The 15,746-nt window shown below is 59.0% G+C and carries 15 protein-coding genes; 6 read left to right on the top strand and 9 right to left on the bottom strand.

The window, feature by feature from the left end:
* Window positions 1-56 precede the first annotated feature (56 nt).
* On the bottom strand, window positions 57-1,034 hold the full coding sequence (locus tag JOE34_RS07970; RefSeq protein WP_209995489.1) for a dipeptidase: 978 nt from the start codon (window positions 1,032-1,034) through the stop codon (window positions 57-59).
* A 227-nt stretch (window positions 1,035-1,261) separates the two neighbouring features.
* Here JOE34_RS07970 and JOE34_RS07965 point away from each other — a divergent pair, with 227 nt between their 5' ends.
* Both JOE34_RS07965 and JOE34_RS07960 read left to right on the top strand, forming a co-directional pair.
* Window positions 1,262-1,672 (top strand): lysozyme inhibitor LprI family protein, encoded by a 411-nt coding sequence (locus JOE34_RS07965; RefSeq protein WP_003347277.1) that lies wholly within the window; start codon window positions 1,262-1,264, stop codon window positions 1,670-1,672.
* A 55-nt stretch (window positions 1,673-1,727) separates the two neighbouring features.
* Entirely contained in the window at window positions 1,728-2,147 is a 420-nt protein-coding gene (locus tag JOE34_RS07960; RefSeq protein WP_032659344.1) for a DUF3010 family protein, read from the top strand.
* Window positions 2,148-3,723: 1,576 nt separating this feature from the next.
* Here the strand turns inward: JOE34_RS07960 and fba are convergent.
* From fba to tkt, 7 genes are all read right to left on the bottom strand, one after another.
* Window positions 3,724-4,788 carry a class II fructose-bisphosphate aldolase gene (gene fba / locus JOE34_RS07955; protein WP_003316351.1) on the bottom strand — a complete coding sequence of 355 codons (1,065 nt, stop codon included), beginning with the start codon at window positions 4,786-4,788 and terminating at the stop codon, window positions 3,724-3,726.
* Window positions 4,789-4,901: 113 nt separating this feature from the next.
* Complete coding sequence (locus JOE34_RS07950) at window positions 4,902-5,228, bottom strand: MliC family protein (protein WP_003320832.1); 327 nt, start codon at window positions 5,226-5,228, stop codon at window positions 4,902-4,904.
* 52 nt (window positions 5,229-5,280) lie between these two features.
* On the bottom strand, window positions 5,281-5,478 hold the full coding sequence (locus tag JOE34_RS07945) for a hypothetical protein (RefSeq protein WP_003316353.1): 198 nt from the start codon (window positions 5,476-5,478) through the stop codon (window positions 5,281-5,283).
* A gap of 84 nt (window positions 5,479-5,562) precedes the next feature.
* Window positions 5,563-5,793 (bottom strand): lipoprotein, encoded by a 231-nt coding sequence (locus JOE34_RS07940; protein WP_003316354.1) that lies wholly within the window; start codon window positions 5,791-5,793, stop codon window positions 5,563-5,565.
* 27 nt (window positions 5,794-5,820) lie between these two features.
* The gene (locus tag JOE34_RS07935; protein WP_004415593.1) at window positions 5,821-6,984 is read right to left on the bottom strand and encodes a phosphoglycerate kinase; all 1,164 of its coding nucleotides are present in this window, start codon (window positions 6,982-6,984) and stop codon (window positions 5,821-5,823) included.
* Window positions 6,985-7,006: 22 nt separating this feature from the next.
* Window positions 7,007-8,050: an erythrose-4-phosphate dehydrogenase gene (epd, locus tag JOE34_RS07930; protein WP_003316356.1), complete on the bottom strand. Its 1,044-nt coding sequence runs from the start codon at window positions 8,048-8,050 to the stop codon at window positions 7,007-7,009.
* A gap of 119 nt (window positions 8,051-8,169) precedes the next feature.
* Window positions 8,170-10,167, bottom strand: a complete 1,998-nt coding sequence (gene tkt, locus JOE34_RS07925; protein WP_209995487.1) for a transketolase — start codon at window positions 10,165-10,167, stop codon at window positions 8,170-8,172.
* Window positions 10,168-10,425: 258 nt separating this feature from the next.
* Between tkt and JOE34_RS07920 the strand changes: the two genes are divergently transcribed.
* From JOE34_RS07920 to JOE34_RS07905, 4 genes are all read left to right on the top strand, one after another.
* Window positions 10,426-11,421: a metalloregulator ArsR/SmtB family transcription factor gene (locus JOE34_RS07920; protein ID WP_024662035.1), complete on the top strand. Its 996-nt coding sequence runs from the start codon at window positions 10,426-10,428 to the stop codon at window positions 11,419-11,421.
* Between the two features lie 20 nt (window positions 11,422-11,441).
* Complete coding sequence (gene metK / locus JOE34_RS07915) at window positions 11,442-12,632, top strand: methionine adenosyltransferase (RefSeq protein WP_002555698.1); 1,191 nt, start codon at window positions 11,442-11,444, stop codon at window positions 12,630-12,632.
* Between the two features lie 461 nt (window positions 12,633-13,093).
* A complete protein-coding gene (ligB, locus tag JOE34_RS07910; RefSeq protein WP_209995478.1) occupies window positions 13,094-14,779 on the top strand; it encodes an NAD-dependent DNA ligase LigB in 1,686 nt (561 codons plus the stop codon).
* 40 nt (window positions 14,780-14,819) lie between these two features.
* Complete coding sequence (locus JOE34_RS07905; protein ID WP_003316364.1) at window positions 14,820-15,236, top strand: DUF1090 domain-containing protein; 417 nt, start codon at window positions 14,820-14,822, stop codon at window positions 15,234-15,236.
* Between the two features lie 46 nt (window positions 15,237-15,282).
* Here the strand turns inward: JOE34_RS07905 and JOE34_RS07900 are convergent, their stop codons facing one another.
* The gene (locus JOE34_RS07900) at window positions 15,283-15,684 is read right to left on the bottom strand and encodes an MAPEG family protein (protein ID WP_024665665.1); all 402 of its coding nucleotides are present in this window, start codon (window positions 15,682-15,684) and stop codon (window positions 15,283-15,285) included.
* Window positions 15,685-15,746: the final 62 nt, after the last annotated feature.

The raw sequence follows: 15,746 nt of genomic DNA, 5'->3' as shown, positions 1-15,746 counted from the left end.
ACACCCACCGCTCGAAGGGCCGTGGGGGTTCAATTCGATAAGGTATGGCGGGCGGGTTACTCGCCCCAGACGTCGGCCAGAACGTTGACCCAGTTCTCGCCCATGATCTTGCGCACCACGCGTTCGGAGTGACCGCGCTTGAGCAACGTTTCAGTCAGATTGGGAAACTCCCCCACGGTGCGAATGCCCAGCGGGTTGATGATCTTGCCGAAGTTGGTCAGGCGGCGGGCGTAACCTTTGTCGTGGGTCAGGTACTCGAAAAATTCCTGGCCGTGACCCTGGGTGAAGTCAGTACCGATGCCGATGGCGTCTTCGCCGACGATGTTCATCACGTATTCGATGGCTTCGGCGTAATCGTCGATGGTCGACTCGATGCCCTTGGCCAGGAACGGCGCGAACATGGTCACGCCGACAAATCCGCCGTGGTCGGCGATGAACTTCAGTTCGGCGTCGGACTTGTTGCGCGGGTGTTCCTTGAGGCCGGACGGCAGGCAGTGGGAATAGCAGACCGGCTTTTTCGATTCGAGAATGACTTCTTCCGAGGTTTTCGAGCCGACGTGGGACAGGTCGCACATCACCCCGACGCGGTTCATTTCAGCGACGATCTCACGACCGAAACCCGACAGCCCGCCGTCGCGCTCGTAGCAGCCCGTGCCCACCAGATTCTGGGTGTTGTAGCACATCTGCACGATGCCCACGCCGAGCTTCTTGAAGATCTCGACGTAGCCGATTTGGTCTTCATAGGCGTACGCGTTCTGGAAGCCGAACAGGATACCGGTCTTGCCCAGTTCCTTGGCCTTGCGGATGTCGGCAGTGGTATGAACGGGCATGACCAGGTCGCTGTTTTCGCGCATCAGTTTCTGGCTGGTGCAGATGCTGTTGATGGTCGCCTGAAAGCCCTCCCAGACCGACACGGTGCAGTTGGCCATGGTCAGGCCGCCCTTGCGCATGTCTTCAAACAGCTCGCGGTTCCACTTGGCGATGATCAGCCCGTCAATAACGATGCTGTCGGCGTGTAATTCGGCTGGGCTCATCAGGCTGTCCCCTTTTTGATTCCGGTGCGCCGAATCGGCTGTCGGCGCTAATGGGGTCAGCATATGCCGGAGGGTCAGGGGAACCGGGTGCAAAAACGACAGGGGGTTTGCCGAAAGCGTCAAGATGCGACAAAGGGGGACGGCGTGTCGTCGTGCGATGTCGTAAACCTGTTCAATGTCTCGCGCTTGAGACAGAATCGAGCCTATCAATGGATCGGAGCGACTCGATGAAAACGTTTTTGCTGACCCTGGCCCTTATGACGACGGCTGTGACTGGCGTACACGCCGCTCAGAACCCTGACGCGTCGCCGTGCGACGGTGTCGAGGACGACAAGCAGACCCTTGAATGCTCGGCCTACAGCCGCACCACTGCCGAACAGTTGCTCAAGGAGAACTTCGACAACCTGCTCAAGCGCGTTCAGTCGCAGTTCGTTGCCAACAAGACGCAGTTCAACGACTTTACCAGCAAGCTCAAGACCGCCCAGCAAGCCTGGGAGAAGCTGCGTGACGCCGACTGCGCGGTTGAAGTCTTTCCTTCTGCAGCAGGCAGCAAGGCCTTCACCATCAGTGAAAACGATTGCGTTGCACGCATGAGTGACGAGCGCTCGGAGTATCTGGAGTCGATAGCTCAGGAATAACGTCTACGATGAGATAACCTGCCTCTTTATATGAACGAGCTCATCAGGTTTTCTCATGATTATTTGCGGTGTAGAAATCAAAGGCAGCGAAGCCATCTTCGCCCTCGCCACTCGACGTAATGGCGACATCGAGCACTTGCCGCTCGCCACGAAGAAGCTTGCACTGGAGGACGATGACGAGGCCGCCAACGTCAAAGCCTTCTCCACGCAACTTGCCGGTTTCGTGCGTGAAAACGGCATCAGCCATGTGGTCATCAAGAAGCGCAGCAAGAAAGGCGAATTCGCTGGCGGCCCGACCACTTTCAAGATCGAAACCATCTTTCAACTGATGTCCGATTGCAACGTGGTGCTAATCTCACCGCAGACCGTCAATGCGCAGAACAAGAAACACACCTTCGTCCTGCCCGACACCCTGAACAAGTATCAGCACGAAGCGTACAAGGCGGCGTGTGCGGGGGTGATGAAGAGCGTTTAGACGCTTCAAGAGCTTCCGGAACCGCATGCCCACGCGGAGTACCCATCGTTACGCACAAGTCCGCTTTTGATTCTGACCGGAGGCCGTGGGAGCGAACTTGTTCGCGAAGACGGTCGTTCAGAAAATGCATTTTCGGAGAATGTACCGGCCCTTTCGCGAACAAGTTCGCTCCTACGCCCGCCGGGCAGAAGCGAGATTGCTCAGGCTCTTCAGCTTCAAGAGCTTCCGGAACCGCATGCCCACGCGGAGTACCCATCGTTACGCACAAGTCCGCTTTTGATTCTGGCCGAAGGCCGTGGGAGCGAACTTGTTCGCGAAGACGGTCGTTCAGAAAATGCATTTTCGGAGAATGTACCGGCCCTTTCGCGAACAAGTTCGCTCCTACGCCCGCCGGGCAGAAGCGAGATTGCTCAGGCTCTTCAGCTTCAAGAGCTTCCGGAACCGCATGCCCACGCGGAGTACCCATCGTTACGCACAAGTCCGCTTTTGATTCTGGCCGAAGGCCGTGGGAGCGAACTTGTTCGCGAAGACGGTCGTTCAGAAAATGCATTTTCGGAGAATGTACCGGCCCTTTCGCGAACAAGTTCGCTCCTACGCCCGCCGGGCAGAAGCGAGATTGCTCAGGCTCTTCAGCTTCAAGAGCTTCCGGAACCGCATGCCCACGCGGAGTACCCATCGTTACGCACAAGTCCGCTTTTGATTCTGGCCGGAGGCCGTGGGAGCGAACTTGTCGCGAAGACGGTCGTTCAGAAAATGCATTTTCGGAGAATGTACCGGCCTTTTCGCGAACAAGTTCGCTACGCCCGCCGGGCAGAAGCGAGATTGTTCAGGCTCTTCAGCTTCAAGAGCTTCCGGAACCGCATGCCCACGCGGAGTACCCATCGTTACGCACAAGTCCGCTTTTGATTCTGGCCGGAGGCCGTGGGAGCGAACTTGTTCGCGAAGACGGTCGTTCAGAAAATACATTTTCGGAGAATGTATCGGCCTTTTCGCGAACAAGTTCGCTCCTACGCCCGCCGGGCAGAAGCGAGATTGTTCAGGCTCTTCAGCTTCAAGAGCTTCCGGAACCGCATGCCCACGCGGAGTACCCATCGTTACGCACAAGTCCGCTTTTGATTCTGACCGGAGGCCGTGGGAGCGAACTTGTTCGCGAAGACGGTCGTTCAGAAAATACATTTTCGGAGAATGTACCGGCCCTTTCGCGAACAAGTTCGCTCCTACGCCCGCCGGGCAGAAGCGAGATTGCTCAGGCTCTTCAGCTTCAAGAGCTTCCGGAACCGCATGCCCACGCGGAGTACCCATCGTTACGCACAAGTCCGCTTTTGATTCTGGCCGGAGGCCGTGGGAGCGAACTTGTTCGCGAAGACGGTCGTTCAGAAAATGCATTTTCGAAGAATATACCGGCCCTTTCGCGAACAAGTTCGCTCCTACGCCCGCCGGGCAGAAGCGAGATTGTTCAGGCTCTTCAGTACTTGTGTCTAACCATGAGCGCGGAGCATTCATTCGCCTGGCAGGTGCTTTTGGCCGGACATAAAAAAACCCGCATTTCTGCGGGTTTTTTCAATGCTCAGTCAACTCAGTTGACCTTGGCATCCAGTTCGCCACGCGCGTAGCGTTCGAACATGGCGTCCAGGGAGATCGGTTTGATCTTCGAGGCGTTGCCAGCGGTGCCGAACGCTTCATAACGGGCGATACAGACGTCACGCATGGCCGAAACAGTCTTGGCCAAGTATTTGCGCGGGTCGAACTCGCTCGGGTTTTTGGCCATGAATTCACGGATGGCACCGGTCGAGGCCAGACGCAGGTCGGTGTCGATGTTGACCTTACGCACGCCATGCTTGATGCCTTCAACGATTTCTTCGACCGGCACACCGTAGGTTTCTTTGATGTCGCCGCCGAACTCGTTGATGATCTTCAGCCATTCCTGTGGAACGGAAGAAGAACCGTGCATCACCAGGTGAGTGTTGGGGATGCGCTTGTGGATCTCTTTGATACGCTCGATCGCCAAGATGTCGCCGGTAGGCGGCTTGGTGAACTTGTAAGCGCCGTGGCTGGTGCCGATGGCGATGGCCAAAGCATCGACCTGAGTGCGCTTGACGAAGTCAGCGGCCTCTTCCGGGTCGGTCAGCATCTGGCTGTGATCCAGAACGCCTTCCGCGCCAACCCCGTCTTCTTCACCGGCCATGCCGGTTTCCAGCGAACCCAGCACGCCCAGCTCGCCTTCCACCGAAACGCCGCAGGCGTGAGCGAAAGACACCACGCGACGGGTAACGTCGACGTTGTAGTCGTAATCGGCTGGGGACTTGCCGTCTTCACGCAGCGAGCCGTCCATCATGACCGAGCTGAAACCCAGCTGGATCGAGCGCTGGCAGATGTCAGGGCTGGTGCCGTGGTCCTGGTGCATAACCACCGGGATGTGCGGAAATTCTTCGATCGCGGCGAGGATCAGGTGGCGCAGAAACGGCGCACCGGCGTATTTGCGGGCACCGGCAGAAGCCTGAACGATCACCGGGGAGTCGGTCTTGTCGGCCGCTTCCATAATGGCGCGCATCTGTTCCAGGTTGTTTACGTTGAAAGCTGGAACGCCGTAGCCGAATTCGGCTGCGTGGTCCAACATCTGGCGCATGCTGATAAGTGCCATTGTCTGTTTCTCTCCCGGTAGGGTCGTTAGTCGAGCAAGCCTGCCGTAGTGGCGGCTGCCATTCAAGTTATAAGCTCAGCCGCGAGGCCGTGCGTGTGTGCCCGAGATCCGACTTATCTGGCCTTGCAGCCGCGACCGATCAGATCGTTGGTAGCGTCCCAGTAAATCAGGCCCTCGCTACCCTTGTTGACGAATGCCAACACATTGTTGCTGTACAGCGTACCGCTGGCAGCGCCGGGTTCGGCCTTGAGCCTGAACACCTGATCGCTCTGATTCAGACGCACATCGACTTCCTTCTTGGCCGAGTCGATGTAGCGCCAGTTGACCTCTGCATTGCTGTCGCATACCCAGCGATTCCAGGGGTCATTCTGCTGCGGTGAACTCATGCTCGAACAACCGCCAAGCACTGCCAAAACCCCAAGGGCAATCACGCCTTTCATTACGTCTCCTGGCTGCCCTGCGAAACGCGGCACGTGCCGGTCGTTTCAACTGTCAGGGGCAGTTCTGTTCCTGATTTCGGTCATCGGCCGGCTCACCGGTGACATGTGCCTCGACCCGTTGACTGTTTTCAGTCGTCGGCACATTCACGGCGGCCGGGCTGAATATCTGACAGGTCTTGGCACGCGAGCCAGAACCGGTACAACCAGCCAGTACAATGCAGCTCATCAGAGCCAGGGCAGCGATCTTCATGGCGAAACTCCTTTCGCGGAAAAATATCCACCCTTTAAAGACCGCTGAAGCCCGTCAATGTTGCCAACGGGTTTCAGACCTGGCTCACAGACAGCCTACATTGCCGGTCCGCGGCATGAATTCATAACGATCCCAAACCTCCGGACCGCCACGCTTGTAGACCACCGGCACCGTTTCTGCCTGCCAGCCCGCCTGATAGCAGCTTAGCTGGAGCGGTTGAGTCGGGGAGTCGCTCTCCACCTCTTCAGCCGCAGGCTTGCCCGCGCAACCGGCCAGTAAACCTGCGATGAGAAACCACGGTAACGCCCTGACCATTGACCACTCCTTGTCCAAAGCTTTCACTCAAGCCTTGGCGCGTTGTTCGAGCACTTCCACCGCTGGCAGAACCTTGCCTTCCACGAACTCGAGGAACGCACCGCCACCGGTCGAAATGTAGGAAATCTTTTGCGCAACACCATACTTGTCGATGGCTGCCAGCGTGTCGCCGCCACCCGCGATGGAGAACGCCTGGCTTTCAGCGATGGCCTTGGCCAGCGTTTTAGTGCCTTCACCGAACTGATCGAACTCAAACACGCCGACCGGACCGTTCCACAGGATAGTCCCGGAAGATTTCAGTAATTCGGCGAAATGCGCAGCAGTCTGCGGGCCGATATCGAGAATCATGTCGTCATCGGCGACCTCACCGATCAGTTTGACGGTAGCGGCAGCGCTTTCGGCGAATTCTTTGGCAACCACCACGTCAGTCGGCAACGGCACGCTGACTTTGGCGGCGATGGCGCGTGCGGTGTCGAGCAGATCAGGTTCGTACAGCGATTTACCGACCTTGTGACCGGCCGCAGCCAGGAAGGTGTTGGCGATGCCGCCGCCGACGATCAACTGATTGCAGATGCCGCTCAGGCTGTTGAGCACGTCCAGCTTGGTGGAGACCTTGGAGCCGGCCACGATGGCGGTCATCGGCTGAGCCGGAGCGCCCAGGGCCTTGCCCAGTGCTTCGAGTTCGGCGGCCAGCAGCGGACCTGCGGCGGCCACTTTGGCGAATTTGGCCACGCCGTGAGTAGAACCCTCGGCACGGTGCGCGGTGCCGAAGGCATCCATCACGAACACGTCGCACAGCGCTGCGTATTGCTGCGCCAGCTCGTCGGTGTTCTTTTTCTCGCCCTTGTTGAAGCGAACGTTCTCGAACAGGACGACATCACCGGCCTTCACGTCGACGCCGTTCAGGTAATCGGCAACCAGAGGAACGTCACGACCCAGCGCCTTGCTCAGGTAGTCGGCAACCGGCTTGAGGCTGTTCTCGGCAGAAAACTCACCCTCTGTCGGGCGGCCAAGGTGCGAGCAGACCATGACGGCCGCGCCCTTTTCCAACGCCAGCCTGATGGTCGGCAGCGAAGCGAGGATACGTGCATCACTGCTGACCACGCCGTCCTTTACCGGGACGTTGAGGTCTTCGCGGATCAGTACACGTTTACCTTGCAGATCGAGGTCGGTCATCTTCAAGACGGTCATGAGCATTCCTGTTTTTTTACTGTTATTGGTCAGCGACGCGCAGAAAGTGATCGGCGACGTCGAGCATTCGATTGGCAAAGCCCCACTCGTTGTCGAACCAGGCCAGCAGATTCACCAGCCGGGGTCCGGAAACGCGGGTCTGACTCGCATCGACAATGGCCGAATGCGGATCATGGTTGAAATCGCAACTGGCGTGCGGCAATTCAGTGTAAGCCAGCAGCCCCTTGAGCGGGCCGCTGGTGGCGGCCTCGCGCAGGATACGGTTGATCTCCACGGCATCGGTGTCTCGCGACATCTGCAAGGTAATGTCCAGACAGGACACATTCACCGTCGGCACGCGAACAGCTTTGGCCTGAATTCGGCCGGCAAGTTCCGGAAGCAGCCGTTCGATTCCGCGCGCCAGACCGGTGGATACCGGAATGATCGATTGGAAGGCCGAGCGGGTACGGCGCAGATCCTCGTGATGATAAGCGTCGATCACCGGTTGATCGTTCATCGCCGAGTGGATGGTGGTGATGGTCATGTATTCCAGGCCGATGGCCTGGTCCAGCAAGCGCAGCAGCGGCACACTGCAGTTGGTGGTACACGAGGCGGCCGAGACCAGCAGCTCGCGGCCAGTCAGCTTGTGCTGGTTGATGCCGAACACCACGGTGGCATCGACATCCCGTTCGCTGGCCATCGGCTGGGAAAACAGCACCCGCGGCGCACCGGCCTCCAGAAAGCGCAGGCCGTCTTCGCGAGTGTTGTAGACGCCGGAGCACTCAAGCACCAGATCGACTTCCAGACCGGCCCAGTCTATGCCTTCCGGCGTCGCACTGCGCAGCACCTTGATCCGGTGGTCATTGATGTGCAGGTATTGCCCTTCAACCCTCACTTCGCCGGGGAACCGGCCGTGTGTGGAGTCAAAGCGCGTGAGGTATTCAAGACTGGCCATGTCGGCCAGATCATTGATGGCAACCACTTCAAACCCGGCCTTGGCCCCTCGCTCGCACAGCGCGCGAACGACACAACGACCAATACGGCCGTAGCCGTTCAGAGCAACTTTGTAAGGGCGGGGCTGGGGCATGAAATTTTCGCCAGGGGCTGGATCTGATTGCGCAAACGATAAAGCCTGTGGGAGCGGCCGGTGCGGCGATCCGCCCCGGTCGCTCCCACAAAATCAACTACCAACCATGAGGCAGTTGATCAGTCTTCCAGCAGTTCTTCAGCAGTGCTCAGGACGTTTTCCAGCGTGAACCCGAACTCTTCGAACAGCGCTGGCGCAGGGGCCGACTCGCCGAAGGTGGTCATGCCGATCACGCGCCCTTCCAGGCCGACGTATTTGTACCAGTAGTCGGCATGAGCCGCTTCGATCGCAATACGCGCGCTGACCTGCAACGGCAGCACTGCCTGCTTGTACGCAGCATCCTGAGCTTCGAAAATGCTGGTGCATGGCATGGACACCACGCGCACGTTGCGACCCTGCTCGGTCAGCTTGTCGTAAGCCTGCACAGCCAGACCGACTTCCGAACCGGTTGCGATCAGGATCAGCTCAGGCTCGGCCGCGCAATCACGCAGCACGTAGCCGCCACGCGCGATGTACGACAGTTGCTTCTCGTCACGCGCCTGGTGAGTCAGGTTCTGACGGGAGAAGATCAGTGCCGACGGGCCATCGTCACGCTCGATAGCGTGTTTCCAGGCCACGGCCGATTCCACGGCATCCGCAGGGCGCCAGGTGTCCAGGTTCGGCGTGGTACGCAGGCTGGTCAACTGCTCGATCGGCTGGTGAGTCGGGCCGTCTTCGCCCAGACCGATGGAGTCGTGGGTGAATACATAGATCACGCGCTTCTTCATCAACGAGGCCATACGCACCGCGTTGCGCGCATATTCCATGAAGATCAGGAAGGTTGCGCCGTAAGGCACGAAGCCGCCGTGCAGGGCGATGCCGTTCATCATGGCGCCCATGCCGAACTCGCGAACACCGTAATGCAGGTAGTTGCCGTTAGGGTCTTCGCCGGTGATGCTCTTGCAGCCTTTCCAGATGGTCAGGTTGGACCCGGCAAGGTCAGCCGAACCACCCAGAATTTCAGGCAGCAACGGGCCCAGTGCTCCCAGCGCGTTCTGGCTGGCCTTGCGGCTGGCGATGGTTTCGCCCTTGGCGTTGACTTCGGCGACATAAGCCGCTGATTTTTCGGCGAAATCAGCAGGCAACTGCCCACTCATGCGGCGAATGAAATCGTTGGCCAGCTCCGGGAAGGCGGCGGAATAATCAGCAAAACGCTGATCCCACTCGGCTTCGGCAGCCAGGCCTTTTTCCCTCCCGTTCCACTCGGCATAGATGTCAGCCGGGATTTCGAAAGGACCGTAGTTCCACTTCAGTGCAGCACGGGTCAGGGCGATTTCGTCAGCACCCAGCGGCGCACCGTGGGACTCTTCCTTGCCCTGCTTGTTCGGCGAACCGAAACCGATGGTGGTCTTGCAGCAGATCAGCGTTGGCTGATCGCTCTTGCGAGCGGTTTCGATGGCCGTCTTGATTTCTTCAGGGTCATGACCGTCGACATTGCGGATCACCAACCAGCCGTAGGACTCGAAACGCTTCGGCGTATCGTCGGTGAACCAGCCTTCCACTTCACCATCGATGGAGATGCCGTTGTCGTCGTAGAACGCGATCAGCTTGTTCAGTTGCAACGTACCGGCCAGCGAGGCCGCTTCGTGGGAAATACCTTCCATCATGCAGCCATCGCCCATGAACACGTAGGTATGGTGATCGACGATGGAGTGGCCTGCACGGTTGAACTGCGCGGCAAGCGTTTTCTCGGCAGCAGCGAAACCGACGGCGTTGGCAAAGCCCTGACCCAGCGGACCGGTGGTGGTCTCGACGCCAGGCGTGTAACCGTATTCCGGGTGGCCTGGAGTACGGCTGTGCAATTGACGGAAGTTTTTCAGGTCGTCAATGGAAAGGTCGTAGCCGGTCAGGTGCAGCAACGAGTAGACCAGCATCGAGCCGTGGCCGTTGGACATGATGAACCGGTCACGGTCGGCAAACGAAGGGTTTGCCGGGTTGTGTTTCATATAATCGCGCCAAAGAACCTCGGCGATATCCGCCATGCCCATGGGGGCACCCGGATGGCCGCTGTTGGCTTTTTGCACGGCATCCATGCTGAGGGCACGAATAGCGTTGGCACGCTCACGACGGCTTGGCATCGCTGATCTCCTGGGAATTAAGAAATAGGATTGAGAAAAAGAAGGCTATTTTCCCTCACGGACAGGCCGGGGGCAATCACAGATAGACGACCATAGGCTTTTTTCCGGGGTTGCGGACATTATTTGCCACGCAAAGACTGGATCACCCGTCTGCACGACAAGTTCACAACGCCTGACCGGCGCCATCCATCCAGCAATATCAAAACTTTTTGATATTGCCCTTGCGACACTCTGGATCGCTCTCTAGACTGCGCAGCTATGAACCTGCGTGTACCTGCCATTCGCCATGATGCATGCGACGACCTCTCTGCATTGTGCAAGGCCGGCGGCGATCCCTTGCGGCTGAATGTGCTGCGTGTGCTGACCAACGACTCGTTCGGCGTGCTGGAACTGGCGCAGATTTTCGCCATCGGCCAGTCCGGCATGAGTCATCACCTCAAGGTGCTGGCGCAGGCTGATCTGGTCGCGACACGGCGTGAAGGCAACGCGATTTTCTACCGGCGCGCCCTGCCCCATACCGAGTTGCCGGGTGGCAGGCTGCATGCGGCGCTGCTCGATGAAGTGGATACGCTGGACTTGCCGGACGACGTACAAAGCCGTATTGGCCTGGTGCATCGGCAACGGGCATTGGCCAGCCAGGATTTTTTCGCCCGTACCGCAGAAAAGTTTCGTGCCCAGCAGGACCTGATCGCCGGTTTGGCGCAGTACAGCGAAAGCCTGCTGACCTTGCTCGACAAACTGAGCTTCGGCGCCCAGGCAACCGCTCTGGAAGTAGGCCCCGGTGACGGCGGCTTCCTCCCTGAGCTGGCGCGACGCTTCGCTCAGGTCATCGCGATGGACAACAGTCCGGTGATGCTCGACCTGGCGCGTGGCGTCTGCGAGCGCAAGGCACTGGCTAACGTTGAGCTGAGGCTGGCCGATGCACTGACCGACGCTAAAGTCAGCGCCGATTGCGTCGTCCTCAACATGGTGCTGCATCATTTCGCGGTACCGGCCGAAGCCTTGAAGCAACTGGCCGAACATGTAAAACCCGGCGGTAGCCTGCTGGTAACAGAATTGTGTAGTCATGACCAGAGTTGGGCCAGGGAGGCCTGTGGCGATCTCTGGTTAGGTTTCGAGCATGAAGACTTGGCCCGTTGGGCCATCGCTGCGGGGCTAGTTCCCGGGGAAAGCCTCTATGTAGGCTTACGTAATGGTTTCCAGATCCAGGTTCGCCATTTTCAGCGACCGGCTGGCGACACTCACCATCGGTAAAATGAAGGAAACCCGTAGAGATGAGCGAATACTCACTTTTCACCTCCGAGTCCGTGTCCGAAGGGCATCCGGACAAGATCGCCGACCAGATTTCCGACGCGGTTCTGGACGCCATCATCGCTGAAGACAAATACGCCCGTGTGGCGTGCGAAACACTGGTCAAGACCGGTGTGGCGATCATCGCTGGCGAAGTGTCGACTTCGGCCTGGGTCGATCTGGAAGACATCGTGCGTAACGTCATCCTCGACATCGGCTACAACAGCTCCGACGTCGGTTTCGACGGCGCCACCTGTGGCGTGATGAACATCATCGGCAAGCAGTCGGTAGACATCGCCCAGGGCGTTGACCGCAGCAAACCTGAAGATCAGGGTGCTGGCGACCAGGGCCTGATGTTCGGCTATGCCAGCAACGAGACCGACGTGCTGATGCCAGCACCGATCACCTTCTCCCACCAGTTGGTGCAGCGTCAGGCCGAAGCGCGTAAATCCGGCCTGCTGCCGTGGCTGCGCCCGGATGCCAAATCCCAGGTTACCTGCCGTTACGAAAATGGCAAGGTGGTCGGCGTCGACGCCATCGTCCTGTCGACCCAGCACAACCCGGATGTGTCGTACAAGGACCTGCGCGAAGGCGTGATGGAGCTGATCGTCAAGCACGTCATCCCCGCGCACCTGCTGCACAAGGACACCCAGTTCCACATCAACCCGACCGGCAACTTCATCATCGGTGGCCCGGTAGGCGACTGCGGTCTGACCGGCCGCAAGATCATCGTCGACACCTACGGCGGCATGGCCCGTCACGGTGGCGGTGCATTCTCCGGCAAGGACCCATCGAAGGTTGACCGTTCGGCCGCCTACGCCGGTCGTTACGTCGCCAAGAACATCGTCGCTGCCGGCCTGGCCGAGCGTTGCGAAATCCAGGTGTCCTACGCCATCGGCGTCGCTCAACCGACCTCGATCTCGCTGAACACGTTCGGCACCGGCAAGCTGTCCGATGACAAGATCATCAAGCTGGTCCGCGACAACTTCGACCTGCGTCCTTACGCAATCACTACCATGCTCGACCTGCTGCACCCGATGTACCAGGCCACTGCAGCCTACGGCCACTTCGGTCGTACCCCGGTCGAAATGACCGTTGGCGATGACACCTTCACCGCCTTCACCTGGGAAAAAACCGACCGCGCCGACGCCCTGCGCGCAGCTGCCGGCCTGTAAAAACCCAGAAAAAAGCCCCGGACGACCTGGTCGTTTCGGGGCTTTTTTTCGTCTGGAGATATGGACGGTCCGAGTCCGATCAAGAAAATGCGGCGCGCCGCAGACTTGTGACGCAGAGCGTCACGCAAGGCATTACCACGCTGGAGCGTGAGGAATGAGAGCCAGGCGGGAGAACACTATCGTGCCCAGGCTCCGCGCTCATCGCTATACACAAGTCTTGCTCACGAAAAGGCCGGCGCAGTCACTGAGCACCCTGCGTGGACATGCCCTTCGGCAAGAGCAATGCGTACCAAACTCCTGTGGGAGTGAGCTTGCTCACGAAGACGCCGGTGCAGCCACTGAGCACTCTACGTGGACATGCCGCCCTGCTCCATCGCAAAACCCGGTAACCAAGCCCTACCCCATCACCACGCGACAACGACTAGCCTCATCGGGCCCATTCCTAAAGCAAGGATGCTTCGATGCTGCCAACCTTTCGCCTGATGACGTGTGCTCTTGTGTTTCTTCTGCCCGGCCTCGGCCATGCCAGCCAATGCCCTGACTGGCCTACAGCCAAGGCGCACAGCGAGGTCACGGCCTTGCAACAGCAGATTGCCGCGTGGGATGACAGCTACCACCGGCAGGGCATTTCGCAAATCCCGGATGAGCTCTACGATCAGGCGCGGCAGAAGCTGAGCCTGTGGCGCTCGTGCCTTGCCGTTTCCAGCCCCGAGTCCAATCCGCTGAAGACAGCAGTCGGCCCGTTGCCTCATCCCGTTCCGCACACGGGGGTCAACAAGCTGGCCGACGAAGGTAGCGTCAAGGACTGGCTCAAGGGCCGCAACGATCTGTGGATTCAACCCAAGGTCGATGGCGTAGCCGTCACGCTGGTCTATGAAAAAGGCCAGCTTGTGCAGGCGATCAGTCGTGGTGATGGGCGCAAGGGGCAGGACTGGACCTCGCAGGCGCGACTGATCGAAACCATTCCTCAACAACTGCCCCAGGCTGAATCCCCGGTACTGCAAGGCGAGCTGTACTGGCGGCTGGACGACCACATTCAGTCAGCATCCGGCAGCGTCAACGCGCGCAGCAAGGTCGCAGGATTACTGGCGCGGCAGACGATCAGCCCGCAGCAAGCCGACGCCATCGGGCTGTTTGTCTGGGACTGGCCGAACGGGCCGGCCGATATGGCGCAACGTCTCGCAGGCCTGCAAGCCATGGGTTTTGAGGACAGCGCGGCCTATACGCATCCACTGCAAAACTACGCCCAGGCCGCACGATGGCGCGAGCATTGGTATCGCAATCCCCTGCCGTTCGCCACGGACGGTGTGATCATGCGCCAGGGTCAACGTCCACCCGCGCAACGCTGGCAAGCCAGTGCGCCTTACTGGATTGCCGCCTGGAAACATCCCTACGCCCAGGCGCTGGCCGAGGTGCGCAATGTCAACTTCAAGATCGGCCGCAGTGGCAGGATTACGCCGGTGCTGGAGCTGACCCCGGTACGCCTTGACGACCGTACCGTCAGCCGCATCAGCACGGGCTCGCTGCAGCGCTGGCAAACACTGGATATCAGGCCTGGCGATCAGGTCGCCGTGAGCCTGGCCGGGCTGACGATTCCACGACTCGATGGCGTGGTGTCCCGTGCTGCTGAACGAGCTGACATGATCATTCCACGAGCCGACGACTTTCATGAACTGAGCTGCTGGCAAGCCACACCAGGCTGTGAAAGCCAGTTCCGCGCCAGACTGGCATGGCTCAGCGGCAAGAAAGGCCTGGCGTTGCCCGGCGTTGGTCCGGGGACCTGGAACACGCTTATCGAGAACGGCCAAATAATGGGCTTACTCGATTGGATGACCCTGAATCATGCTGAGCTTGTTAACATTCCCGGCTTCGCTGAACGCAGTAGCGCTAAACTGCTCGACAGCCTGCAAACCGCACGCGAACGGCCGTTTCAGACATGGCTCAAGGCCATCGGACTGCCGCCCACGGGAGGCGCCAGACTGCCCGACAACTGGCACGAACTGGCTGACCGTAGCGTTGAGCAATGGCAAGCAGAGCCAGGCATTGGTCCTGGTCGTGCGGCCAGACTGAGGGCTTTTTTTCAGGACCCACAGGTACAGGCACTGAGCCAGCAATTGCAGGCACAGAGCATTTCAGGTTTTAAGTAGCGGACGTTCATTTTTCTGTCCGTATTCAAACGGAGTTCATATGCAGTTTTTATCGCCACTGATTCTTTTCACCAGCTGCACGCTGCTCGCTACAACCGTGTTCGCAGACGCACAGGCGCCCTCCCCCGTGCAGTCCGAATGCCAGATCAAAAGCCAGGAAATCAGCAGCAAGATTCAGTATGCCAAGACCGAGGGTAACAAGGCGGAACAGTCCGACCTTGAAAAGGCACTGGCCGAGGTCAATGCCAATTGCACCGAAACGTCATTGATCAAACAGCGCAAGCAGAAAGTGCTCGACGCCAAGCAGGAAGTCAGCCGCCGTCAGACCGACCTGAACAAGGCCATGGAAAAGGGCGATCCGGAGAAGATCAACAAGCGCAAGGACAAGCTCGCCGATTCGCGCAAGGAATTGCAGGAAGCCCAGACCGAACTCGAGAAAGTCCAGTCAGACGACTGATCAGGTCGCGACGCTGCCCATGATCGGCAGCGTCGCGAACAGCCTGTCAGGACACGGCCGAGAAAGCCGACACCCCGAACAGCGCGATGATCAGGCCCATGCCCACCAGCCAGACAAGCGAGCGCAGTGCGGCCAGATCGGCCAGGTAGAAAATGATGTACAGCAGGCGGCTGGTGATAAACAACACCGCCAGCACATCAATCGTCACCAACTGCGCGTTACCGGCAATGTGCGCAATGATCACCGCCGCAGCAAATGCCGGGGTCACTTCAAAGCTGTTCATCTGGGCAGCATGCGCGCGGCGCGGAAACCCTTCCAGCTTGTCGAGAAAGGCCCGCGGGTCATGGTTATGCCCGCTGCCAAATTTGCCGCTGCCGAACTTGGCGATACCGGCACAGATAATCGGCAGCAAGATCGCGACCAGCACGCACCAGAAAGCAACTGTCATACGTCCATCCTTATAGGGTTCAGCTTCATCGGAAGCATCCGGGCAATACCCGCTCACAAGCT

The sequence above is a fragment of the Pseudomonas sp. PvP028 genome (assembly GCF_017832255.1).
GTDB lineage: Bacteria > Pseudomonadota > Gammaproteobacteria > Pseudomonadales > Pseudomonadaceae > Aquipseudomonas > Aquipseudomonas syringae.
This window is presented reverse-complemented; position numbering and strand designations above follow the sequence as displayed.

Bases quoted from the DNA above. Each gene is read 5' to 3' on its own strand.
- JOE34_RS07940 (WP_003316354.1), bottom strand. From the start codon at position 5,793: ATGGTCAGGGCGTTACCGTGGTTTCTCATCGCAGGTTTACTGGCCGGT.
- JOE34_RS07935 (WP_004415593.1), bottom strand. From the start codon at position 6,984: ATGACCGTCTTGAAGATGACCGACCTCGATCTGCAAGGTAAACGTGTA.
- fba (WP_003316351.1), bottom strand. From the start codon at position 4,788: ATGGCACTTATCAGCATGCGCCAGATGTTGGACCACGCAGCCGAATTC.
- epd (WP_003316356.1), bottom strand. From the start codon at position 8,050: ATGCCCCAGCCCCGCCCTTACAAAGTTGCTCTGAACGGCTACGGCCGT.
- tkt (WP_209995487.1), bottom strand. From the start codon at position 10,167: ATGCCAAGCCGTCGTGAGCGTGCCAACGCTATTCGTGCCCTCAGCATG.
- JOE34_RS07970 (WP_209995489.1), bottom strand. From the start codon at position 1,034: ATGAGCCCAGCCGAATTACACGCCGACAGCATCGTTATTGACGGGCTG.
- JOE34_RS07950 (WP_003320832.1), bottom strand. From the start codon at position 5,228: ATGAAAGGCGTGATTGCCCTTGGGGTTTTGGCAGTGCTTGGCGGTTGT.
- JOE34_RS07905 (WP_003316364.1), top strand. From the start codon at position 14,820: ATGCAGTTTTTATCGCCACTGATTCTTTTCACCAGCTGCACGCTGCTC.
- JOE34_RS07965 (WP_003347277.1), top strand. From the start codon at position 1,262: ATGAAAACGTTTTTGCTGACCCTGGCCCTTATGACGACGGCTGTGACT.
- ligB (WP_209995478.1), top strand. From the start codon at position 13,094: ATGCTGCCAACCTTTCGCCTGATGACGTGTGCTCTTGTGTTTCTTCTG.
- JOE34_RS07900 (WP_024665665.1), bottom strand. From the start codon at position 15,684: ATGACAGTTGCTTTCTGGTGCGTGCTGGTCGCGATCTTGCTGCCGATT.
- JOE34_RS07960 (WP_032659344.1), top strand. From the start codon at position 1,728: ATGATTATTTGCGGTGTAGAAATCAAAGGCAGCGAAGCCATCTTCGCC.
- metK (WP_002555698.1), top strand. From the start codon at position 11,442: ATGAGCGAATACTCACTTTTCACCTCCGAGTCCGTGTCCGAAGGGCAT.
- JOE34_RS07920 (WP_024662035.1), top strand. From the start codon at position 10,426: ATGAACCTGCGTGTACCTGCCATTCGCCATGATGCATGCGACGACCTC.
- JOE34_RS07945 (WP_003316353.1), bottom strand. From the start codon at position 5,478: ATGAAGATCGCTGCCCTGGCTCTGATGAGCTGCATTGTACTGGCTGGT.